The 23762-nt window shown below is 38.6% G+C and carries 23 protein-coding genes, 1 pseudogene and 1 other annotated feature; of the genes and pseudogenes, 21 read left to right on the top strand and 3 right to left on the bottom strand.

The window, feature by feature from the left end; translation table 11 throughout:
- Positions 1 to 77 precede the first annotated feature (77 nt).
- The 9 genes from rnz to AC07YC_RS09680 all read left to right on the top strand — a co-directional run bounded on the left by rnz (position 78) and on the right by AC07YC_RS09680 (position 7421).
- Positions 78 to 1010, top strand: coding sequence for a ribonuclease Z (gene rnz / locus AC07YC_RS09720; RefSeq protein WP_494919194.1), 933 nt, complete (start codon positions 78 to 80; stop codon positions 1008 to 1010).
- A gap of 132 nt (positions 1011 to 1142) precedes the next feature.
- The gene (locus AC07YC_RS09715; RefSeq protein ID WP_008178293.1) at positions 1143 to 1373 is read left to right on the top strand and encodes a hypothetical protein; all 231 of its coding nucleotides are present in this window, start codon (positions 1143 to 1145) and stop codon (positions 1371 to 1373) included.
- 119 nt (positions 1374 to 1492) lie between these two features.
- Complete coding sequence (locus tag AC07YC_RS09710; RefSeq protein WP_494919193.1) at positions 1493 to 2074, top strand: TetR/AcrR family transcriptional regulator; 582 nt, start codon at positions 1493 to 1495, stop codon at positions 2072 to 2074.
- 76 nt (positions 2075 to 2150) lie between these two features.
- Positions 2151 to 3527 carry a DHA2 family efflux MFS transporter permease subunit gene (locus AC07YC_RS09705; RefSeq protein WP_494919192.1) on the top strand — a complete coding sequence of 459 codons (1377 nt, stop codon included), beginning with the start codon at positions 2151 to 2153 and terminating at the stop codon, positions 3525 to 3527.
- 84 nt (positions 3528 to 3611) lie between these two features.
- On the top strand, positions 3612 to 4232 hold the full coding sequence (gene cdaS, locus AC07YC_RS09700) for a sporulation-specific diadenylate cyclase CdaS (protein WP_080709156.1): 621 nt from the start codon (positions 3612 to 3614) through the stop codon (positions 4230 to 4232).
- Positions 4233 to 4369: 137 nt separating this feature from the next.
- Positions 4370 to 4774 carry a MarR family winged helix-turn-helix transcriptional regulator gene (locus tag AC07YC_RS09695; RefSeq protein WP_375135775.1) on the top strand — a complete coding sequence of 135 codons (405 nt, stop codon included), beginning with the start codon at positions 4370 to 4372 and terminating at the stop codon, positions 4772 to 4774.
- Positions 4775 to 4828: 54 nt separating this feature from the next.
- Positions 4829 to 5770 (top strand): ring-cleaving dioxygenase, encoded by a 942-nt coding sequence (locus AC07YC_RS09690; protein ID WP_494919191.1) that lies wholly within the window; start codon positions 4829 to 4831, stop codon positions 5768 to 5770.
- A gap of 15 nt (positions 5771 to 5785) precedes the next feature.
- Entirely contained in the window at positions 5786 to 6841 is a 1056-nt protein-coding gene (locus AC07YC_RS09685) for an LLM class flavin-dependent oxidoreductase (protein ID WP_494919190.1), read from the top strand.
- A 13-nt stretch (positions 6842 to 6854) separates the two neighbouring features.
- Entirely contained in the window at positions 6855 to 7421 is a 567-nt protein-coding gene (locus AC07YC_RS09680) for an NADPH-dependent FMN reductase (RefSeq protein ID WP_336635110.1), read from the top strand.
- Positions 7422 to 7478: 57 nt separating this feature from the next.
- Here AC07YC_RS09680 and AC07YC_RS09675 read toward each other — a convergent pair whose 3' ends face one another.
- A complete protein-coding gene (locus AC07YC_RS09675; protein WP_336635109.1) occupies positions 7479 to 8504 on the bottom strand; it encodes a DUF2332 domain-containing protein in 1026 nt (341 codons plus the stop codon).
- Between the two features lie 117 nt (positions 8505 to 8621).
- Between AC07YC_RS09675 and AC07YC_RS09670 the strand changes: the two genes are divergently transcribed.
- Complete coding sequence (locus AC07YC_RS09670) at positions 8622 to 9503, top strand: LysR family transcriptional regulator (RefSeq protein WP_494919189.1); 882 nt, start codon at positions 8622 to 8624, stop codon at positions 9501 to 9503.
- 111 nt (positions 9504 to 9614) lie between these two features.
- Positions 9615 to 9893 carry a YuzB family protein gene (locus tag AC07YC_RS09665; RefSeq protein ID WP_008178310.1) on the top strand — a complete coding sequence of 93 codons (279 nt, stop codon included), beginning with the start codon at positions 9615 to 9617 and terminating at the stop codon, positions 9891 to 9893.
- A gap of 49 nt (positions 9894 to 9942) precedes the next feature.
- Here AC07YC_RS09665 and namA read toward each other — a convergent pair whose 3' ends face one another.
- Both namA and proC read right to left on the bottom strand, forming a co-directional pair.
- The gene (namA, locus tag AC07YC_RS09660; RefSeq protein ID WP_494919188.1) at positions 9943 to 10953 is read right to left on the bottom strand and encodes an NADPH dehydrogenase NamA; all 1011 of its coding nucleotides are present in this window, start codon (positions 10951 to 10953) and stop codon (positions 9943 to 9945) included.
- A 48-nt stretch (positions 10954 to 11001) separates the two neighbouring features.
- Positions 11002 to 11805, bottom strand: a complete 804-nt coding sequence (gene proC / locus AC07YC_RS09655; RefSeq protein ID WP_336635105.1) for a pyrroline-5-carboxylate reductase — start codon at positions 11803 to 11805, stop codon at positions 11002 to 11004.
- Between the two features lie 46 nt (positions 11806 to 11851).
- Positions 11852 to 12065, bottom strand: a binding site (T-box leader).
- 86 nt (positions 12066 to 12151) lie between these two features.
- Between proC and AC07YC_RS09650 the strand changes: the two genes are divergently transcribed.
- From AC07YC_RS09650 to AC07YC_RS09605, 10 genes and pseudogenes are all read left to right on the top strand, one after another.
- A complete protein-coding gene (locus tag AC07YC_RS09650) occupies positions 12152 to 13141 on the top strand; it encodes an MBL fold metallo-hydrolase (RefSeq protein WP_494919186.1) in 990 nt (329 codons plus the stop codon).
- Between the two features lie 8 nt (positions 13142 to 13149).
- Complete coding sequence (locus tag AC07YC_RS09645) at positions 13150 to 13899, top strand: SDR family NAD(P)-dependent oxidoreductase (RefSeq protein WP_494919185.1); 750 nt, start codon at positions 13150 to 13152, stop codon at positions 13897 to 13899.
- Positions 13900 to 13971: 72 nt separating this feature from the next.
- A complete protein-coding gene (locus AC07YC_RS09640; protein WP_494919184.1) occupies positions 13972 to 14766 on the top strand; it encodes a MerR family transcriptional regulator in 795 nt (264 codons plus the stop codon).
- A gap of 86 nt (positions 14767 to 14852) precedes the next feature.
- Positions 14853 to 15656 (top strand): CPBP family intramembrane glutamic endopeptidase, encoded by an 804-nt coding sequence (locus tag AC07YC_RS09635; RefSeq protein WP_494919183.1) that lies wholly within the window; start codon positions 14853 to 14855, stop codon positions 15654 to 15656.
- Between the two features lie 408 nt (positions 15657 to 16064).
- On the top strand, positions 16065 to 17258 hold the full coding sequence (locus AC07YC_RS09630) for an argininosuccinate synthase (RefSeq protein ID WP_336635100.1): 1194 nt from the start codon (positions 16065 to 16067) through the stop codon (positions 17256 to 17258).
- A gap of 80 nt (positions 17259 to 17338) precedes the next feature.
- On the top strand, positions 17339 to 18721 hold the full coding sequence (gene argH, locus AC07YC_RS09625; RefSeq protein WP_494919182.1) for an argininosuccinate lyase: 1383 nt from the start codon (positions 17339 to 17341) through the stop codon (positions 18719 to 18721).
- Positions 18722 to 18974: 253 nt separating this feature from the next.
- Positions 18975 to 19076, top strand: a pseudogene (locus AC07YC_RS09620) (winged helix-turn-helix transcriptional regulator); the annotation flags it as partial.
- A 762-nt stretch (positions 19077 to 19838) separates the two neighbouring features.
- Positions 19839 to 21122: an alpha/beta hydrolase gene (locus AC07YC_RS09615; RefSeq protein ID WP_494919180.1), complete on the top strand. Its 1284-nt coding sequence runs from the start codon at positions 19839 to 19841 to the stop codon at positions 21120 to 21122.
- Positions 21123 to 21133: 11 nt separating this feature from the next.
- Complete coding sequence (locus AC07YC_RS09610) at positions 21134 to 21448, top strand: DUF3784 domain-containing protein (RefSeq protein WP_336635097.1); 315 nt, start codon at positions 21134 to 21136, stop codon at positions 21446 to 21448.
- Between the two features lie 180 nt (positions 21449 to 21628).
- Positions 21629 to 23551 (top strand): AraC family transcriptional regulator, encoded by a 1923-nt coding sequence (locus AC07YC_RS09605; protein ID WP_494919179.1) that lies wholly within the window; start codon positions 21629 to 21631, stop codon positions 23549 to 23551.
- Positions 23552 to 23762 lie beyond the last annotated feature (211 nt).

Genomic DNA, 23762 nt, shown 5'->3' with positions numbered 1-23762 from the left:
AGCTTTTACCAAAGGTTTTTCTTATGGGGCCCAATAAGGTACAATAAAACGATAAAACATGAAGTGAGGTGGCATATGTGCAGCTACATTTTTTAGGAACAGGCGCAGGCATGCCTTCCAAAGAACGAAATACGAGTGCCCTGATGGTAAAGCTATTAGACGAAATAAGTGAAATGTGGCTTTTTGATTGTGGAGAGGCGACTCAACATCAAATTTTACACACCTCGTTAAAGCCGCGGAAGGTGTCAAAAATTTTTATTACGCATCTGCATGGTGATCATATTTTCGGATTGCCTGGCTTTTTAAGCTCCCGTTCGTTTCAAGGTGGAGATGAACCTTTAACGATCTTCGGTCCAGCGGGCTTACAGCAATGGATTGAACAAACTTTCTCCTTATCAAAGACTCATTTAACATATCCTTTGCACTTTGTAGAAGTTCAAGAAGGGATTGTATATGAGGATGATTGTTTTACGGCTTATGCGAAGGAATTGCGCCATGTTGTTCCATGCTACGGATATCGTATTGAACAAAAGGATTTACCTGGGGAATTATTAATCGAGAAAGCCAAGGATTTAGGTGTTCCAAAGGGACCTCTTTTAGGACAATTGAAAAGAGGGCATGATGTCGTGCTTGATAACGGCGATGTCATACAAGCGAAAGATGTTGTTGCACCAGCCAAAAAAGGCTTTACACTGACCATTTTAGGTGACACAAAATATTGTGAAGAAGCTGTACAGCTATCAATGGGTGCTGACATCATTGTCCATGAAGCTACGTTTGATGGCACAACTACGGATTTAGCAGCCAATTATGGTCATGCTACCAATGTGGAAGCAGCAAAGGTGGCACAGCAAGCAGGGGCACAATATCTACTTTTAAATCATTTAAGTGCTCGCTTTCTTCCACAAGATTTACCGCCATTTTTGGCAGAGGCTCAGGAAACTTTCCCGCAAACGTATCTAACTTCCGATCAAGCGATTTATACTTGGCAAAACAATTCATTGCTTTAATATCGGAAAACATCTATTAATTGGAATGCCAGCTAATAGATGTTTTTATGTTATACATTTATAGTAAAAGGAAAAATATAGTACGATCAATCACTTAATTCCCGTATACTTGAAAAAAGGGGTGTGGTTAAAATGAATCAGCAAAAGATGCCGCCAGCACTATTACGACTAATCGTTATTTTTCCAAATGTGCTGAGCTATTTATTACTATTCGGTCTCATCATGTTTGTCATAACAAATTATGAAACTTTGAAAGCAACAAATAATCTAACTGTCTGGATCATTTTTATTGTCGTCTTGGCACCAGCTGCTACATATACGACTTTTAGTATTGTGAGAAAGATTAGGGCTGGACATATGTAGCCCCGTATACGTGTTACCTGTAGAAAATTAGTTCTAGAGGTAACACGTTTTTTTTGACAAGGAGGGGAAAGTTGTTTATATTTTTGTTAGTCATGACTAACATTTTGGAGGGGCTGAGCATGAAAAAAGATACAAAAGAAAAAATTCTTATGGCAGCTACAGATTTAATGACTGAAAAAGGCTATTCGAATGTGTCAGTTAAAGATATTGCCACTACTGCTGGTGTTAGTGAAATGACTGTTTTTCGTCATTTTGAAACTAAGATGGGCATTCTTCAGGCAGTACTTCAAACCCATTCATATATTCCGTACTTTGAACGTTTTTTTGCCGAAGAGTTATCAGGTAATCTCGTCAATGATCTCCAGCAAATTGGTCAAACGTATTTAGCGTATATGGAAAAAAACAAACCCATTTTTCTCATCGCAGCCCAAGATCGTGATAGACTACCTGAACTAATGGCGTCTATTTCGAATACCCAAACCCAACAGCTACAAAAGTTATTGGCTGCTTATTTCCAGTCCAAAATTACGCAAGGGACGTTAAAGGAAATCGATACTTATGGGCAGGCGATTGTTTTTTTAACGAGCCTCTTTGGTTTTTTTGTAACCAATGCATTATGGGACAATCATTTTTTAAAGGATCAGAAAGAATCTTTTATTCAGCAATTAGTAGCTACTTTTGTGAGTGGAGTAAGCGTATAGCTTTTCCCTCACTAAGGGCTATTTATTTTCAACCAAAATGTTAGTGATTACTAACTAACAAAAAGGGGAATGAAATATGAACGACAAAAGAAATTTAATTGTAGCGATTTTATTATCCGCTGCCTTTGTATCTATTCTCAATCAAACATTATTGCTAATTGCCATGCCACCAATCATGGAGGATTTCAAGATTGATGCCAATTTAGCTCAATGGCTTACGACCGTATATTTATTAACAAATGGGATTCTCATCCCAATAACGGCTTTTTTAATCGGCCGTTTCTCCAACCGTTTATTGTTAATCGTAGCATTAACCTTATTTAGTGTAGGCACATTTTTAGGAGCGTTTGCGCCATCCTTTACAGTTTTATTGATTGCTAGAATCATTCAAGCATCCGGTGCAGGAATCATTATGCCTTTAATGCAAACCATTTTGTTAACGATGTATCCAAAAGAAAAACGTGGTTCCATTATGGGATTTGCTGGTTTAGTAACTGGTTTTGCCCCAGCAGTTGGCCCAACATTAGCAGGTTGGATTTTAGACCATCTTACATGGAGGCATTTATTTTTTACGGTTCTGCCAGTCTCCGTTATTGTCCTCACGGTAGCAACTATTTTTATGAAAAATGTAACGACGAAAAAAGAGGGGCAGCTAGATAGTCTTTCTATCGTGTTTTCATCCTTTGGTTGGGGAGGTTTGTTATATGGCTTCAGTATAGCGGGAGCCGTTGGGGTTCTATCAATGCAGGTATGGATACCATTAGCAGTGGGAAGCATTATGCTTGTCTTATTTATTAGACGTCAGCTCCGTTTACCGCAGCCAATGCTAGAATTTCGTGTGTTTCAATCGACCATTTTCACGATTACAACTATATTATCAAGCCTAGTTTATGCACTTATGATTGGTACGCAAATACTGTTAACATTTTATATTCAAAATGTCCGTCAATTGACCGCACTTGAAACAGGTTTGGTGTTATTGATGGGCGCATTAGTGATGGGCATTATGTCGCCAATAACAGGTAAAATATTCGATAAGGTTGGAGGTAAAGGCTTAGCATTTGGTGGATTTACATGTATGTTGCTTGGATCAAGTGTGTTAATAGGGCTATCAATGAACACAAGTCTTTGGTTACTTGCACTCCTTTTTACTACGATTTCATTGGGCATTTCCATGATAATGATGCCTTTGACAACGGCTGGTATGAATGCATTACCTCTAGCATTGATGGCTCATGGAACAGCGATGAATAGCACATTGCGTATGGTCGGAGGAGCGTTAGTCACAGCGTTATTAGTTACCATCATGAGCACAGTCACTACGCTTCAGTTCCAGATGGGTACCACAAATGCAATGCTAAGTGGAATTCGTGCAGCCTTTTTCGCGACAACTATTTTAACTATGATCGGACTTTTATTGTCTTTCTTAGTAGGGAAAAAGACCACTTCTTAGCTCTAACTTTCTGTGACGCATAAAAATAGCTTTTCCTGAGAAACTAAGAGAGAAAAGCTTTTATAAAAAAGAGAGGTGCCTTTTGTGAATTCAATAAATTGTGATTTTTCACCAATGAAAGAAACATTAAAAGATGAGCTTCTCCAAGTGATTATGTCATTACAGCAAAGTGTTCAACAGATGGATACAGATACAAATTGTCTCCTTGGCAATTTTGAAAAAATTAAAGAAAAGTTTGTGGCAATAGAAATGAAAGCAGCCACGTTTTATTTAAATTGTTATCTTTCCCCGTTTACTGAAAAGTATCCAGAACTATCGCATAGTGTACAAAATATGTCGCTGAGAAGACATGGTGGTTTAATTGTGATCCAGCGGGAAGACGCTTTGGAGAATCTAGTCCAGCCTGGTATTCATATAGGTGCTGACTTAACTCATTCATTAGTAGAATCTATTTTTTTCCCGGGTAATCCTCTTCACGATGGGGCTGTATTAGTCAATCATAATCAAATTGAATCGGCTGCCAATGTCTTACCACTGTCTGAGCGTTATACAGGTGAAAGGAAATTAGGCACAAGACATCGTGCAGCATTGGGATTAAGTGAGGTTAGCGATGCACTCGTTATGGTCGTCTCAGAAGAAACAGGGAGAATATCATTTGCTTTTAAAGGCAATTTATATCCTATTACCACACATGGCATTATATAGGGATATTCCCTATTTATTTAATATCTCAAATTCGAGATATTTTCCTTGCTACTTTATCACTTGCGTGGTAAAGTGATAACAGAAGGGAGGATAAAGTCGTGAAAAATCATACATTAGGTACTTTAACCTGGATTCGCATGATGCGCTTTACAGCCCAGAGTAATCAATTATCCAATGAATTTTTAAAACGTTTTGATTTAACAACTGCACAATTTGATGTGCTGATCCAAATAAAAACCTATGCACCTATTACACAATGTCAACTTGCAGAGAAAGTAACAGTCACACAAGGTGGAATGTCTCGCATGCTAGCAAGACTGGAAAAAGAGGGACTGATTGAGCGTAAGCAAAATTGGAAGACGAAGGCGATTTCGTTGACGGCAAAAGGGGAGCAAATGATTGATGCAGCAACACCTAGTCAGCTTCACTTCCAATCCTCATTTTTTGAAGACGTATTAACAGATGAAGAAATGAAAACTTTATATAAAGTCATGACAAAGCTGGAAAAGCATAGTCAGGAAAAAAAATTGCCACAAGTGTAATTTTTTTTACGCTATCACTTGCTTAGTCAAGTGATTTTGAGGAGGAGCAGCCAAATGAACAAATTAAGTGGACACCATCATGTTTCCATGCTAACGAAAAATGGAAAACAAAATAATCATTTTTACACAAAAATTTTAGGGTTACGACGTGTGAAGAAAACTGTGAATCAAGACTCCCCATCTATGTATCATTTATTTTATGGGGACTTAACAGGTTCAGCGGGAACAGAATTAACATTTTTTGAGATGCCTGTTGCGGGCCGCACAGTGCGAGGAACTAATGCGATAACACGTATTGGTCTACTTGTACCAAGCTATGAGAGTTTACTATATTGGAAAGGTCGCTTTCAAGAGCTTGAGGTTGAACATAGTGACATCACCACATATGCAGGGAAAGATGCCTTATTTTTTGAAGATCATGAAGGGTTGAGAATGGTGTTATTAAATCATCATGGTCAGGAAACACCAACTCAATGGCAACCATGGGATGGCAATGAAATTCCTGAAGAGCACCGCATTTTAGGAATGGGTACAGTTGAAATGACGGTGCGTTATTTACAACGGACTGTGAATTTACTCCAAGATTTATTTCACTATACCGTTGTTGCAGAAAATGACCAAGGGACAGTCCTGCAATCGATAGAGGGAGAAGTGCTTGGAGAGATTCTTGTTAAAGAATTAGAAGGACCAAGCGAAAAGCCAGGTAAAGGGAGTATTCACCATCTTGCTATACGTGTAGCAACGGTGGAGGAGCTTCAAGAATGGGATACAAAAATTAAAGAACTAGGTTTGACTAGTACAGGTGTCGTCGATCGTTATTATTTCCAAAGTCTTTATTTTAGAGATCGTAACGGAATTCTATTTGAAATGGCGACAGATGGCCCAGGGTTTACGGTGGATTCCACAGTAGATGAACTAGGAAAAGAGCTAGATCTTCCGCCATTTTTAGAGGAAAAACGAGCAGAAATTGAAGCGATTTTAGAGCCGCTTGAATAAGGAGAGATAAGCATAATGGAAAAATATCGTATTGATCAATCACAAGGACTTGAATTTGGACTGTATTCTTTAGGAGACCATATTCCCAACCCACTAACAGGAGAACGAATTTCTGCCCAGCAACGACTACAAGAACTAGTTGAAGCTAGCCAATTAGCGGAGCAAGCGGGTATTGATGTATTTGGAGTAGGCGAAAGTCATCAATCGTATTTTACAACGCAAGCACATACAGTTGTGTTGGGCGCCATAGCACAAGCGACATCAAAAGTTAAGCTGTCAAGCTCTGCTACTGTGCTGAGTGTCTCCGATCCTGTACGTGTATATGAGGATTTTGCAACTATTGATTTATTATCCGATGGTCGCGCAGAAATTGTGGCAGGTCGCGGTTCCCGAGTAGGTGCCTACCATTTACTCGGTGTAGATTTACATGACTATGAAGAACTGTTTGAAGAGAAATTAGAGCTACTCATGAAAATCAATGCAGAGGAGCTTGTAACATGGGAAGGACAGTTCCGTGCTCCACTTCATCACGCTCAAATTTTACCACAGCCAAAAAGTGGCTCCTTACCGATTTGGCGTGCTGTCGGAGGTCCACCTGCAAGTGCCATCAAGGCAGGATATATGGGAATTCCCATGATGCTAACGACTCTAGGTGGGCCGGCTGCAAACTTTAAGCCATCAGTGGATGCATATCGAGAAGCGGCAGAGCGACAAGGCTTTGATCCAAATGAATTGCCGGTTGCCACAACAAGCCTGTTTTATGTAGCCGATACCACAAAAGAGGCATTGCAAGGGATGTATCCACATTTAAATGGTGGTTTCCAAGCGATTCGTGGGGGAGGCTATCCAAAGCAACAATTTGCACAAGCAACAGATACACGGGATGCGTTAATGGTCGGAAGCAAGGAGCAAATTATTGAGAAATTACTTTATCAATATGAGCTTTATGGCATGCAACGATTTATGGCTCAAATTGATTTTGGAGGCGTGCCCTTCGATAAAATTATGAAAAATATTGAAATAATCGGTAATGATATTATTCCTGCAATAAAAAAATATACAGCAAAATAAGGAGCGAACAGTCATGAAAATGGTCGCACTTGCCGGTTCTATTATCGGCTCAAAAACAAGAACAGCGATGCATAAATTTGTCGAAATGGTCCAAAAAAAATACCCAGAGCATGAAGTGACACTTCTGGATCTCGCTGACTATCAACTAGTATTTAGTGATGGACGTAATTATTTTGACTATGAGGGCGATACAAAATATGTGACAGAAACCATCATGGCTGCGGATGCTATTGTTATTGGTACGCCCACATTCCAGGCATCCATCCCAGCAACATTGAAAAATATCTTTGACTTATTACCAGTCAATGCCTTTCGCGATAAAGTGGTCAGTGTTGTTGTCACAGCAGGTACGTCCAAGCACTACTTAATGGTGGAGCAGCAATTAAAGCCGATTCTTGCTTACATGAAGGCCCATATTGTGCCAACCTACGTATTTATAGAAGAAAAAGACTTTTTACGCAAAGAAATTGTCAATGATGATGTTCTTTTCCGTCTTGAACGGTTAGCAGAGGATACTGTAATGGTAACAGACGCATTTGCAGAAATTCGTGCGAAAAAAGATGCTGAATACGATTTTTAAAGATAAAAAGAAACGCTGTGTAGCAATAGGACACAGCGTTTCTTTTTATTGTATATCCTAGCAGTTGGACCATTTAAACCAGCGTGCATGCCCATCTGGTCGTTCCATTGTACGAATCGACTCGATGGTGCCCAGATGCATAAAATCTTGATGTAGCTGTAAGTCAAATAAATTATTATAGCAATGATAAAGAGGTCGTTCCATGCTTATTTCCTTTAATTGCTCCATTAATTCATGCCGTAATGGTAATGGCAGTTGGTTGGCGACATGTGTATGATAAACGACTAACATTGCCTCTTGCTGAATTGTTTGACTAAGCTCTTTTATTAGTTGGATTGCATCACCCTTTATTAACTGAATATCTAATTGACCGAAGATAGGGAGAGCTTCATTTAACAACAATCGACGTTCATGGTGTTCAGGCCAGATTAAAGCTTGCAGCCATTGACTGTCTTCCTTTTGTCGGAGATTAATAGGATTTAAATCAATGCCAATCCTTTGACAAACAACAGGTGGCTTAGACACAGTCGCAGGGAGTGTTTCCCCACAGTTTTCTGAAGGTATGATACATCCATTGTCTGTATTGATGATGGATAATTGATGATTGTAGCAATAATTGTAGTGATCCATACCAAGCTGGAGTCCAGCACTTGCTCCTATTTCTATGAAGGCTAATGGTCGTTGATGCTTGTGATAAATGTCAGTCATCATCGGATAGAGATAGGCACAACGTCGAATTTCATTGGTTTGGACAAGTTTTTTTTGAAACAATGACTTTAATTGTGCTGTATGGGCCATTACAAATGCCTTAAAGACAGGGTAAACCTCTTGAATGGGAAGTGGAGTTGCTGTAAAAGACGTGTAATACTTAGCTAAAGGATCTTTCAAGGAACCCAATAAATATTGCACAGCCGCCAACAATAAATTGGGTGCTGGTTGATTGGGTGGAATCATGGAGGCAATCTCTAATAGCTCCTCATCCACAGCAATATTATTAGCTAAATGTTCATACAGGGGGCTAGAGTTTACACATTCCTGTTCGGCAAATATTCGAAATTGACGACTTAATGTAGCATAAGACATGTATATCTCTCCTTTTGCATCATCTATTTAATAGTCAGTCTATTATTATTGTATAATTTAGTAAATTAAATATATGTAATGAACTTAATCAAAAATAGTAATCAAGGAGGAGAAAACATGGAGTATAAATGGTTACAGTCCTTTATTGTAGCTGCTCAAACTTGTAATTTTCGAACAGCGGCACAACAACTTCATCTTTCACAACCAAGTATCACCGTTCACATTCAACAGTTAGAAGAATTTTTGCATGTTCCATTGTTTAAGCGTGAAAGAAACCGTGTCCAATTAACTGAAGCCGGGAAGCTTTTTCAACTCGAGGCACAGCAAATCGTCCTTCAGTGGGAGCAAAGTATTGAACGCATTCGTTTAGTGAGTAAAGGCATTCAGGAAAAGATTATTATCGCTATGACCCCTTTAATGGTGGAAACCATTTTACCGCATGTTTTGTATCAATTTATCAATGATCACCCTGCATTGGAAATTTCGATTTTAGTGGAGGATTCAGCTAAAATTGAAAATTTAGTTCAACAGCATCAAGCGCATATAGGTATCTCTTTATTACCAACTCGCTATCGACATTGGCATCAAGAGCTGCTTATTGAAAGCCCGTTAGAATTAGTAATTCCATTAGATGCTTATGATGATGAAACAGGGGCTTACATCGATTATGAAGAGCTATTTCAAAGATATACATTATTTACGCATCATCATCCAACTATTTGGGATGAGCTTTTACATAATTTAAGAGAAAACTATATATTGACGAGGCAAGTATCAATTTCCCAATCCTATGTCGTCAAAAGACTAATCAAAGACGGGTTAGGGATGTCTTTTCTACCTCGTATGATTGTAAGAAAGGAACGTATGGAGGGACGTTTTAATAGTGTACCGTTTGAAGGCTTTTCATTGCCAAATGTACCCGTATACTTGTTCTATAAAGAATCGACAAATGTTCCAAATGATTTACTAGAGCTATTACTAACTAGAAATTATTTATAATTCACATGATGTTCAAAAATGAGGGGAATGTGCGTGAATTGTTTGTAAGGGTTTTCATAGATATGTCCCATTATGGTATGATAGATGATAGTTTTGTAAGGGGGAATAAACATGGTATTTTCTCTTTTTAAAAAGAAGAAAGATTCACAGCCATTAAAAAATAGAGTTGAGTTTTGCATCACGAATTTATCGTTAGGTGCGGCAGATGCATATGATGTCTTACTAGAACGTGAAGATATTGAGATGGAGGAATCGGGTTGTACATCGCATTGTGAAATCTGTGAGCAAGGTATTTTTGCTATTGTGAACGGAGAAATCGTCACTGCGGATGATGCGGAGGCATTAGTACAGGCTATTGATGAAGAAATCAAACAAAATCCACTGTTCTAATTAAAAAACAGCTTGTGAACGCACAAGCTGTTTTGTTATGGAACGAGGATTACCAACCACGAACATATTGTACGGGTGGTTGCAGTTCTTCGCTTAATTCTTTAGCTGCATGGAGGGCCCAGTACGGCTCACGGAGTAAAACACGAGCTAATAAAATTAAATCTGCACGATTATTTTGCAAAATTTCTTCGGCTTGAATGGCTGTTGTAATAAGGCCCACTGCACCAGTAGGGATATCAGCCCCATGTTTGATAGCTTCAGCATGAGAAACCTGGTAACCTGGAAAAACATTGATAGCAGCAGGGACAACACCACCTGTTGATACATCTACTAAATCTACTCCTTGTGACTTCATCCAGCGGCTAAAGACGATGAAATCTTCGATTGTAGTGCCATCCTCTGCGTAATCTTCTGCAGAAACACGTACCAATAATGGCCCATCCCAAACACTGCGAATAGCATCGATGATTTGGCGCAATAGACGATAGCGATTTTCCTGTGAGCCACCATATTGATCTTCTCGTTTGTTCGTAGCAGGCGATAAAAATTCACTGATTAAATAGCCATGGGCCCCATGAATTTCTAGTACATCAAAGCCCGCCTTTGCAGCACGAATAGCCGCTTGTTTAAACCCTTCAATCACATGATGAATGTCCTCTTCAGACATGGCTGTTGGTGTTTGATAGTCTGAACTAAAAGCAATTGCTGATGGGGCAAAAATGTCGCCATCTATTGCCGCTTTACGTCCAGCATGACCAAGCTGGATGCCTGTTTTAGCCCCATATGCTTTCATGCCCTCTACTAATTGACGTAAGCCTTCAATATGCGCGTCATCCCAAATGCCTAAATCCTTGTTGGAGATACGACCTTCTGGTACAACACCCGTAGCTTCTAAAATGATTAATCCTACTTGCCCAGCTGCTCGTGTCGCATAATGGACTTGATGGAACGGTGTGACCATACCATCATCCTCGGCTGAGTACATACACATCGGTGCCATGACAACACGGTTTTTTAAGGAAATGGATTGTAATTGATAAGGTTCGAATAATTTACTCAAAATAAAGCCCCCTAATTCCTAGTGATAAACTTTATTTTGCACCTAATGTTATCCATTTGCAAGTGAACGAGATCGTGCTTCTGCTTCTTTAATACAAGCTTCAATTGCCTCATTAAATTGATATTGCTCTAGCGCTTGAATCCCCGCTTCTGTTGTCCCACCTGGGCTTGTTACTTTTTTGCGGAGTACATCTGGCTCATCTACGGATTGTTTGAGCATTTCAGCAGTACCTGCAAGTGTTTGCGTCATCAATAATCGAACTGTATCTTTGGATAGACCTACCTCTGTTCCTACACGCTCGAACGCTTCCATTAAATAATAAATATAAGCAGGACCACTACCTGAAAGGGCTGTGACTGCATGTAATTGGTCCTCATCGACTTCAATAACGGAGCCAACAGCCTCTAATAACTGGAGAAAAAGAATACGCTGTGCAGTAGATACTTCGTTATTAAAGGCAATGCCGCTTGCGGACATACCGATAGTGGCAGACGTGTTAGGCATCACTCGTGCGACTGGACGGCTTCCTAAAAGTTCAGTAATCGTCCCTATCCCAATACCTGCTAGAATGGACAGAATCGCAGACTGTGCTGTGATTTTTGGTTTTAACTCACGCATTGCTGCAATTGCGTCTTTTGGCTTCATTGCCAAAATGATTAGATCTGCCTGACGAAAAATGGCCTGATCAAACAGGCAGTGAATGCCATATGTTTCTTGTAAAAAATGTAGACGTTCTTTGTCAGAGCGATTGGTGACGTAAATTTCCTGTGGTGAAAATACCTTTTGCTTTATCCACCCTTGAATCAATGCCTCTGCCATTGAGCCCGCACCAATAAATAAAATTTTTTTCATGAATAAAACCTCCAGTTCAAAATAAAAAAGCGCTCTCGTCCTTATTTAGAAGGACGAAAACGCTTTTGTTTCCGCGGTACCACCTTTGTTTGCCAATGTTGGCACAACTCTTAGCCCTTTTATCGCAAGGGAGACGGTTATGTTTACATAACTGCTCAGAAATAGGTTCGGTAATGGGAGTGGGTGATGTTACTCTCAGCAAATGTAACACTCTCTAACACCTTCACCAATTACGTACTCGGCTTCTTCAACGCACATTAATAATTAGATTATTCAAAATTATAGTGATGGATAAGCAACCTGTCAACAGGAAGATGACGAAAACAGAAAAAACTTGTAAAATAGAATGAATCAGTATTCACTAGCGAGTAAAAAGGGGGAGACAACTTTGTCTATATACAAAATAGAAATACCAACACCCTATGAAGTAGGAGATGTCAATGCATTTATTGTGAAAGGTGATGCACTTAGCATTTTTGATGTTGGACCAAAAACGGTAGAAGCCTATGATGCTCTGAAATGGGGGATTCGCGCCGCAGGCTACGATATGCGAGATATTGAACAAGTTGTACTCACCCATCATCACCCTGATCATGCAGGATGGGTCGATGCATTTCCACATGCTGAAATTTTAGGCCATGCCTATAATGATAAGTGGCTTCGTCATGACGAGGAGTTTTTACGTTATCACGAGCAATTTTACAGTGAACGTTTATTTGAACATGGGGTGCCACAAGAGTATATTGCAAAAAGCGTGCATGTTCGTCGCGAATTAGAGCTTGTAGGTGAACGTCCATTGACACAAATTTTGGCGGATGGAGATGAAGTACCTGGGCATCCAGGATTAAAGGCAATTGAAACATTAGGGCATGCACAAAGCCATTTTATTTTTTGGGATGAACAAACACATCATGTGATTGGCGGAGATTTATTACTTGAAAAAATAACGCCGAACCCTTTAATTGAGCCACCATTAGATCATTCATTGGGACGCACAAAATCATTATTACAATATAATGAATCGCTAGAAATTTTACGCCAATTACCTGTCAAAATGATGTATACAGGACATGGGGCTGAACTACAAGACATTCCGGTCTTAATTGATAAACGACTAGAAAGACAGCATCAGCAATCTATGAAAGTTTGTGAATTACTAGGGGATGATCAATTAACGGTTGTGCAAGTGACGAAACGATTGTATCCAGCTATCTTCCAGCATATGCTTGGTTTAACACTGTCCAAAACGTTGGGGCATCTAGATTATTTAGAGGCAAATAATTATATTACGTCAACGAAAACAGAAGAAGGCATCTATTTATTTAAAAGAAAGTAGGACTATATATGAATAGTAAGACGATCTTCGTGACAGGGGCAACAAGTGGTGTAGGCTTAAAAATAACAGAGTTACTAGTAGCGCAAGGTCATACCGTTTATGCCACAGGCCGCAATGCGGTAGCTTTAAAAGTTTTAGAACGTTTGGGAGCCAAAGCCATTCAAGCTGATTTAACTCATTTACATACACTCGACGCTGTTTGTGCCCAGCTTCCACCGATTGATGTCGCCATCCTTTCAGCTGGTGTTGGAAAGTTTGCTGAGGCTCCTAAGTTAATGGATGCGGATATTGCACAAATGATTGAATTGAATATTAGTGTGCCTATTTACCTTGCTAAACGGTTAGCTTCTACGATGATGGAGCGCAATCAAGGGCATTTGATTTTTATTGGGTCTCAGGCTGGCAAGGTCGCCACTCCGAAAGCAAGTGTTTATGCAGCTACCAAGCATGCAATTGTAGGATTTACAAATGGACTACGGATGGAGCTTGCGCCATATCATGTAAAAGTAACAGCTATTCACCCGGGTCCGATTGATACACCATTTTTAGACAAGGCCAATGATCAAAGTGGCTATCGCGAATCTTTAGGTAGATTTTTATTATCAGCTGATGAAGTGGCACAGGCGACAATTAAAACAATTGAGCGCCCAGTTCGAGAGGTCAATCTCCCCAAAATCATGGGGCTATCAAGTAAGTTGTATGCACTGGCACCTGCAACCATTGAGTTGTTAGGGAAATCATTTTTCCATAAAAAATAATGAACATCTAACTGTAAGCATGTACTTTTCATGTCTACAGTTTTTTCATACTGGCTAAGAAAGGGGGGTATTATGTATACAATTGGACAAGTGGCAAAATTTTTAGGCATTTCTAGAGATACGATTAAATATTATGAGGAAAAGGAATTGGTTAAGCCTCAACAAAATAGTGAGAATGGCTATAGAACATACAATCCATTGGATATATATAATTTAACAACCGTCAATTTTTATCGAGAATTGGATTTAGAAATTAAACGAATACAAGAAGTAAGAAATGGCATGAGCATTGAGGGAATCCAACTCTTATTAGAGGAGAAAGAACAACAGGTGTTAGAGGAGATAGCCTATAAAAACCTACTGTTAAAAAAACTCCAAAATGCACAAGAGGATTGCCAAAAAATTCAACAATATTTAGGTACCTTTACGATAAAAGAAATGAAGCCTCTAGCCATGTTAGGCGTAATAGACCATTACACAGCTTATGAAGAATATGATGCACTTAAAGAAAACACAGACAGTTTAAAAAAAGCGGTTATCCTGACTTCATTAAGAAGAGTAATACAGTTTAATGAACAAGGCATGCAGGAAGATAAATTTATGATTGTGCGAAAGCTAGAAGAAAACGAGAAAGCACTAGAAGAGCAGGTTTTATATCATCCTACCTGTTTATATACGGTCATTGAAGATGGAAGATGGTCAACGGGTGGCAAAAATACAGACGACCAAGTGGAAGCGACAATTAGAAGGGTAGCCAAAGAAAATGGCTATGAACTTTTAGGCCTCGTTTATATTAACTTATTACTAGCTACTTACGAGGAAGGACTAGAACGAATTTTTTTAGAAATGTATGTTCCCATAAAATAGAGTGATAGATGGAAATATGTATTGACCTGTGAGCAACCCCCAGGTTTAAGCTGAAAGTATTCAGAACGAAACGGGGGATTTATGATATGAACAAAAAAAAGAAGCTAAAAAGACCTGTAGCGAGTTTTATTATCTTGACTAATATCATCTTTTTGCCACTTTTTTGCCTTGTAGGAGCCGTCAAAATGTTAGGCTTTCCTACATGGGTATTCGATCTAGTACGCTGTCTATCTGCATGGTCATCGACTTTTGCCTTTGCCATACTATTTCCTAAAATTTATCCAGGGCAGCATTTTTTTCATTATGTGAAACAAAAATTTAAAAATCAACTTCGATTTTCTGTCATTCTTTCTGCTCTGCTTATTCAAGCCACTATCTTTATGATCATCTTATTTGTTGTTATGAATAATACTAAAGCTGATGCTATTTTGACTATTTCCTCCTGGGGAATGCTTAGTTATTATTTCATTAAAAATTTATTATCAGGACCTATAGGAGAAGAATTAGGGTGGAGAGGCTTTGCATTGCTTGAGCTCCAAAAGAAATATGGGTCATTACAATCTGCAATCATCATAGGATTTTGGTGGGGAATTTGGCATTTGCCTATTTGGTTCACAACAGGGTTTACAGGGCTGGAGCTACTAAAATACATCATATTCTTTATGCTTTCGATCATTTCTACGACCATTATTATGACAGCCTTCTATACAATTAATCAAAATTTAATCATTCCTATAATGATCCATCAATTCTTCAATTTTTTTATAGGCATTATAAACGAGAATTTAATTATTTTAATGATGTATAATGCTATCCTGTATTCAATAGCAGCCTTTCTACTTATACTGATGAATCCAAAGAAGGTTTGGTCGAATAAACCTAGCCAATGACATCATAAAGTTTTCCACACTAATGTGTGGTTGAGCTGTCCTTCGCTTGTAATCAATTGGTTCCCAAAAAACAATTAATACGAGAACTAGAGGCAGTATAGGAGTTCGTTTAGTTTATTTATCCATTTAGCGACAAAAGAATCCAGTTTATACATTGGATTCTTTTTTGTTGTAATTTATACAGTATACATTTATGTCTATAGTAAAAAAGCGTTTTTTTGAGTATATATCATTGATTTCCTTAAGAGTAATATGTGAGTAAACGGACTTTTTATAAGAAAAATAAAAGTCTATTAATTTATAAAAATACACTTGTTTTTATTTTTATAACATGATACTATTCGTGTATAAACTTTTAATTGAATGTATAAACATACATATCTATAGAGCAATGGAGGCGCATTTTTTATGGCAAATAAAAAGGTTGTACTAGCATATTCAGGTGGACTTGATACTTCGGTAGCCATTCCATGGTTAAAAGAACAAGGTTGGGACGTTATCGCAGTATGTCTTGACGTTGGTGAAGGGAAAGATTTGGAGTTTGTAAAAAACAAAGCTCTACAAGTAGGAGCGGTTGAATCTTATATGGTGGATGCAAAGGATGAATTTGCTGAAAACTATGCATTAATTTCATTACAAGCACACACATGGTATGAACAAAAGTATCCATTAGTGTCAGCTCTTTCTCGTCCATTAATCTCGAAAAAATTAGTGGAGATTGCGAACCAAGTAGGTGCGGATGCTGTCGCTCATGGCTGCACAGGAAAAGGAAATGACCAAGTTCGTTTTGAAGTTTCTATTAAAGCATTAAATCCTGATTTAGAGGTATTAGCACCAGTACGTGAGTGGGGCTGGAGCCGTGATGAGGAAATTGAATATGCGATGAAACATAATGTACCTATTCCTGCAACATTAGATTCTCCATTTTCAATTGACCAAAACTTATGGGGTCGTGCAAATGAAGCGGGCATTATGGAAGATCCATGGGTATCTCCACCAGAAGAAGCTTATGGCTTAACGGTTTCAGTAGAAAACGCACCAAATGAAGCAGAGTATGTGGAAATCGAATTCGTGGCTGGTAAACCAGTTGCTTTAAACGGCAAAGAAATGAAGCTTGCTGATTTAATTCAGGAATTAAACGCAGTAGCAGGTGCTCATGGCATTGGACGTATCGATCACGTTGAAAATCGTTTAGTTGGTATTAAATCTCGTGAGGTTTATGAAATTCCTGGTGCTAAGGTGCTGTTAACGGCTCATAAGGAGCTTGAAGATTTAACACTTGTTAAAGAATTAGCCCACTTTAAGCCAGTTATTGAGAAAAAATTATCTGAATTAATTTATGATGGTTTATGGTTCTCTCCATTACGTGATGCATTGGAGGCATTCCTTGCCCAATCACAGCAATATGTGAATGGTACAGTGCGTGTGAAATTATACAAAGGGCATGCCATTGTAGAAGGACGTAAATCACCAAATTCACTATACAATGAAAAATTAGCCACATATTCGAAGGAAGATCAATTCAACCACGCTTCCGCTGTAGGCTTTATCGAACTATGGGGTCTACCAACTGTAGTGAACTCAGCTGTTAATAAAAAGTAATCGTAATAAGCAGGGTGGGGTGAGGCATTTGTGCTTAACCTCCACCTTTTGAAAAGTAATAAAGGAAAAGGTGAGCTGACATGACAAAACTTTGGGGTGGACGTTTCCAAAAATCAGCAGAAGCATGGGTAGATGAATTCGGTGCATCCATTGGCTTTGATCAACAACTTGTGCTAGAGGACCTTGAAGGTAGTGTTGCACATGTCACAATGCTTGGCGCAACAGGGATTTTACCAACAGCTGATGTAGAGGCCATACTGAGTGGTCTTGCCCAACTGAAAGAAAAAGCAATAGCAGGTGAGCTTGAATTTAGCATTGCTAATGAAGATATACACTTAAATTTAGAAAAGATGCTCATTGATTTAATTGGTCCTGTTGGTGGCAAACTACATACAGGACGTAGCCGTAATGACCAAGTTGCGACGGATATGCATCTCTTTTTGAAAAAGCGTGTCCAGGAAACGATTGATTTAATTGCTATATTCCAACAAACTTTATTAGTCCAAGCCGAGGAGCATATTGAAACGATTGCACCGGGCTATACACATTTACAACGAGCTCAGCCAATTTCTTTTGCCCATCATTTAATGGCCTATTTTTGGATGCTAGAGCGTGATAAGCAACGCTTCACAGAATCCATGAAACGCATTGATATTTTGCCATTAGGGGCAGGAGCGATGGCAGGGACAACATTCCCAATAGACCGTTTAAAATCAGCAGAATTGCTAGGATTTAATGATGTTTATGCCAACTCAATGGATGCTGTAAGTGACCGTGACTTTATTGTAGAATTTTTAAGCAATGCATCCTTGTTAATGGCTCATTTATCGCGCTTTGCTGAGGAGATCATTTTATGGTCTACAGATGAGTTTAAATTTATCGAATTGGATGATGCCTTTTCAACAGGTTCTTCCATTATGCCACAAAAGAAAAATCCTGATATGGCTGAGCTCATTCGAGGAAAAACAGGGCGTGTTTATGGAAATCTCATGGGCTTATTAACGGTTTTAAAGGGGACTCCCTTAACGTACAACAAAGATATGCAAGAAGATAAAGAAGGCATGTTTGATACAGTGCATACAATTCTTGGTTCTCTGAAAATCTTTGAAGGTATGGTTCGTACGATGACAGTCAATACGGAACGCTTACAGCAGGCTGTTCATGCTGACTTCTCGAACGCAACAGAGCTAGCTGATTACCTTGCCACAAAAGGTATGCCATTCCGTGAGGCACATGAGGTGACAGGTAAGCTTGTGTTCACATGTATTCAAAAAGGCATTTACTTATTAGATTTACCATTGGATGAGATGAAGCGTGAAAGTGAGCTAATTGATTCGGATATTTATGATGTGTTAGCGCCAGAAGCGGCTGTCCGACGCCGTCACTCCCTTGGGGGAACTGGTTTTGACCAAGTCAAATTTCAAATTGAAAAAGCCCAAGCTTGTCTAGTTGTCCAACATTAATTTTGCGTGCATGTCCTCGTGACTTTTGCATAGATATTCATTAAAGCCGTCCTGTGAGGCGCTATGAAAACCTTATCCTTTTTCAACAAAGCCAGAGGGTGACGTGAAAAAGAGTACCTTACATACGTGAAGGACAATCCCCAATTCTGGAGACGCGGAATTGGGGTTTTTGTATTTCTGCTAAACAAATTATTAAAAAGAAAAAACCGATTTCCTAGTACGTTCACTAAGAGAATGATCTAAGGTAGAGTATAGTTTGTCTTCAAAAGGGAAATCCATAATCCCTATTTTAGATGCACTTTGTGAATGGGGAGAAGAACAGCTACAACAAATAAACCATGGAACAATGACGTAAAAGTTGAGAAGAAATTAGAATCATGAGTTGTATATTATTTTTTGTTGTAAACGGTAAAGAAAATAATCATGCATAAACAAATGGAGAATGGTTCATAATAAGAGCGGAAACACTTATTAATCTAACCTGATGGGGAGGATGCAGAATGAGTAATAGTCAAACACCCAAAGACCAAGAATCTCAGGAAAGTCCGCCACAGCTGTGGATGGTTGAAGCTTCTTAAAACTTAAGCCTAAAGGTGAAGCAGAGTTCTGTTTCACTGTAGATTAAGGTGAAGCGTAAACCATTCCAGTAAAAAATCAAATAGAAGCAATAAGTGTCCATGGATCCAGAATTTTTCTGGATCCTTTTTTATGCTGCTTTTTAATGGGGGAGGTGGAGAAACTACAATAATCCCTACATTTGACAATGAAAATAATCTGTACTACTCTATATAGAACAGATTCTGGTTGATGTCCATTAGCCTATCCATTAATGGAATAGCTGTGTAATTGCTCGAAAAGGGAGAAATTGTTCCAGTGAATTTTAAAACATTGGAAGTAGGGGTATTATGCTTATAAATAGTAGGCATTTTTGGCACCACCATTTCACCTTTGGATAAGGGCATTTTTTATTCCAATACATACGATTCATCCTTGTAAGCTAAGAAAAATAAGGCATTGCTGGGATAGTCAGTTTTGCAAACAAAGGGTGTTACATGACAATCAGTAGGGCAGTAGGGCCAATCTTATTAGTAAGATTCACATAGAAAGGGAGAGTAAATTGAAAAAATTGTTAGTGTTATGCTGTACGCTTTTACTTTTAGCTGGCTGTGGGCAAAAGGAAGAGATTGTAGAAAATAAAGAGACCAAAGGGGAAAGTGCCATGAGCGAACAGTTTATTGGAAAATGGGAAGGCAATATTGAAACACCGAATGGACAGCTACCCATCATTGTTGATTTACAGAAAAATAGTGGTACTCTATCCGTGCCAGCACAGGGCCTATCTAATTTCCCGTTGAAGAGTGTGAACTATACAGGTGATCAGGTAACTATTTCCATTCATTTGAACGGCTCAGTAATTGCTATTAATGGTACTTTCAAAAATGAACAAATAGAAGCTACATTTCAACAAAATGGTGGGACCTTCCCACTTATCTTACAAGCATATATAGAGGAACCAGTAACTTATGAAACAGTAAAGATTCCCGTTCAGCAAGGTGACCTCATAGTGGCTCTTCAAAAAGCCAATGCGACATCTCCTTCACCCGTCGCAGTTATTATCGCTGGCTCTGGACCGACAGATAAGGATGGTAATTCAGTTTTAGCTGGTAAAAATAATAGTTTAAAAATGATGGCTGAAGGCTTGGCTCAGGAGGGAATCACAACTGTACGCTATGATAAACGGGGTATTGGGGATAATCAAGCACTCTTGACGAAAGAAGAAGATGTGACGTTTGACCAATTTGTTGAAGATGCAGTGCAAATCATCCAATCATTGCAGGCTAATAAAGCCTATACAAGTGTTCATGTCATTGGACATAGTGAAGGCTCATTAATTGGTTTATTAGCGGCTCAAAAAACAGGAGTAGCATCCTTTGTTTCGATTGCAGGTGCTGGACGTCCAATGGATGAAGTATTAGTGGAGCAATTAAAAAGTCAGCTAGCGCCAAATTTATTCAAAGAATCAAAGGACATTTTGACAGCTCTAAAGCAAGGAACGCAAGTGGAAAATATTTCGCCCGAATTACAAGCAGTCTTCCGTCCTTCTGTACAGCCCTTCCTTATTTCCGTGTTAAAGTATAATCCAGCCACAGAGCTTGGAAAAGTAAAGAGTCCTGTACTACTTGTGCAAGGAACGACTGATTTACAAGTGAAGGAAGTCGATGCAGAGGCATTGAAGAAAGGTAACCCTGATGCAACGCTTCTTTATATGGAAGGGATGAACCATGTGTTGAAAAAGGCACCAGAAGACTATGCCGCAAATTTAGCAACGTATGCAGACCCAACACTTCCACTACATGAGGATTTACTACCAGCGATTCAACAATTTATTAATGGAAAGTAGGCTGAGACACTGTGGGTGTTTTTGTATATTTAATCATCATGCTTCCATTTCTCATCTTTGCCCTTGTATTATCACAGGGGAAAGGAACTTTTTTAATTGCTGGCTTTAACATAATGTCACAAGACGAAAAAGATACGTATGACGAAATAGCACTTGCAAAATTTATGGGGAAGATGATGTATGGCTACTGTTTTTGTGTACTTTTATGGGTGCTAAATGAACTATTTCATACACAGTGGTTATTTATTGTCGGTCTTGTTCTTTTTGTAGTGCTTACGATTTTTTTAATGATCTATATGAACACAGGCAATCGATTCAAAAAATAAACAATACAAAGAAGGACTTGATCGCAACAATGACAAGTCCTTTTTGTGTGAGAATCATTATCATTTATCAAGAATTCTGTTAAACTAGAGCCATGTCAATGGTTAAACTAGAAGGAGTGCTTGAGCTAAATGAAATTAAGCGACCATATACTTTTGTGGAATCACGCGTACATTAAAATCATGGATATACGTTTTACAATGATGGAACAAGGAGAAGCATTCGGCCCTTATCCATTGCCTACGAATGCCTTTCTGTATACAAAAAGAGGCGATGCTCAAATATGGGTCGATAAAAATAGGCATTTGGTACAATCCTTTCATGCTTTTCATGCAGGTAAAGGGGTCTGTATACAGATTGTAGCAGAGAAGGAATTTGAGTATTTTCTGATTTTCTATAAAACCACTCTACCGTTACCAAATCGACAAGAAATTGTAGCTTTGCTGGAAAACGACAATCCGTTTCAATACCAGTATGCTTTCGCACCAGCTAATCCACTTACTCTGCTTGATAAAGTGGAGCAAATGAGTACGGTTTGGCTACAACCCAATGAAAAAGAGCTGAAACGTTTACATATAAAAGCATTGTTTTATCAATATATTTATGAATTACTACGACAAATGCATGCCCAGGGAATTCACCCTATAAAGCCAGATATAGTTACAGAAGCAGTTCGTTATATAGAGGAACATTATCAGAGGCCATTGACGCTTGAAAAGCTGGCTCAGGAATTATCTTGTAGTGTAGGTTATTTATCTAAGTTATTTAAAGAAAAAATGCATACAAGCCCGATTCATTATTTGAGTGTCGTGCGTATAAATAAAGCAGCAAAATTGCTAGTACAAACAGATGCGACATTGCAGGACATTGCTGATCACGTTGGCTATCCAGATGGCTATTCATTAAGTCGAAGCTTTAAACGACATAAGGGCATTTCTCCAGCTCAATTTAAAAGAGCGTGGAAACAAAAAAGCCAAGATGAAGAATTGCCACTTTGGAGAAGAAGATATGCTATTCTCCCAAATCATATCGAATGGTATATTGATGATGAAATTGAAAATCATTATCAACGAAAGGGAGCAAGCGAAATGTCGAAGTTTAAAAACATGAAGGTAACGGCCATGACGTTGTTTATGTGTCTATCATTATTATTAGCTGCATGCTCAAATGCAACAACTACAAATGGAGCCACACCAGCTGCCAATCAAGAAACAAAGGCGAATAGTGGACAAGAAGTGATGCAGGAAGGGAAAACAAGAATTGTTTCTACACCAAGAGGTGATGTTGAAATTCCAGCACAGCCACAGCGTGTAGCGGCTGATCAATATATGGGACAACTATTAAAGCTAGGCATTATTCCAATCGGGGTTCGTGAAGGAATGTTAACGGAAGGGTGGATAGAAAAATCTGGTATTCCGCAAGAAACACTCGATAAAATTGAGAATTTAGGTAATTTTCCAATGAACCCGGAAAAACTCATTATGTTAGAGCCAGATTTAATTATTGGATCAATTGAAAAAAATATTGAACAATACGAAAAAATAGGAACGACAGTTTTTATCCCGTATTGGGAAGAACTTTCAACGGCAGGGCCTTTGGAAAAATTCAGAAGAATTGCTGAAGTATTTGGTAAAGAGCAAGAAGCGGAGGAATGGATAAAAGGATATGAACGCAAGGTAGAAGATGCTCGAAAACAAATAGAAGGTATCATTAAGGAAGGCGAAACGGTGTCAATTGTGCAATTAAGCCCTACAGGTTTGTTTGTGTTAGCTGCTGAGGGTGGGAATTATGGTAGTAATACCATTTATCAGATGTTGAAATTACCTCCTACAGAACAAGCATTAAATATGAAAGAAGGCTTTGAAAATATTTCGTTAGAGGTGCTGCCCGAGTATTTAGGCGATCATGTATTTGTCTATGTGAATTCGCAAGAAGATGCGGAGGAGATATTAAATAGCCCTATTTGGCAAGGAGCCCCTGCTGTGAAAAATGGCAATGTCTATATGTATGGTGAATTCGATGATGAATTCGTCATGGAGGATCCATATTCTTTAGATCTTCAACTAGAGAAAATTGTCAACGTTTTATTAGAGAAGAAACAGTGACCAACATAACCTGAACTTGTTTTAGCATAAACATAAACCCTCCTCTGTGGCTTGTTTTAGAGGAGGGTTTATGCTGTGATTGGTGCTAATGACAATAATTTATGCATGTTGTATGACTATTTTATATATATTAATAGCATAGAATTTATGAAATGAAGTAGAGCCTATTAAGTATGGTCCTACTTTTTATCAATACTTAAAAAAACCGAAT

Source organism: Lysinibacillus sp. GW247-5R2A, assembly GCF_059424475.1.
Note: the sequence above shows the minus strand (reverse complement) of the source record. Positions and strands in the feature narration are given on the sequence as shown.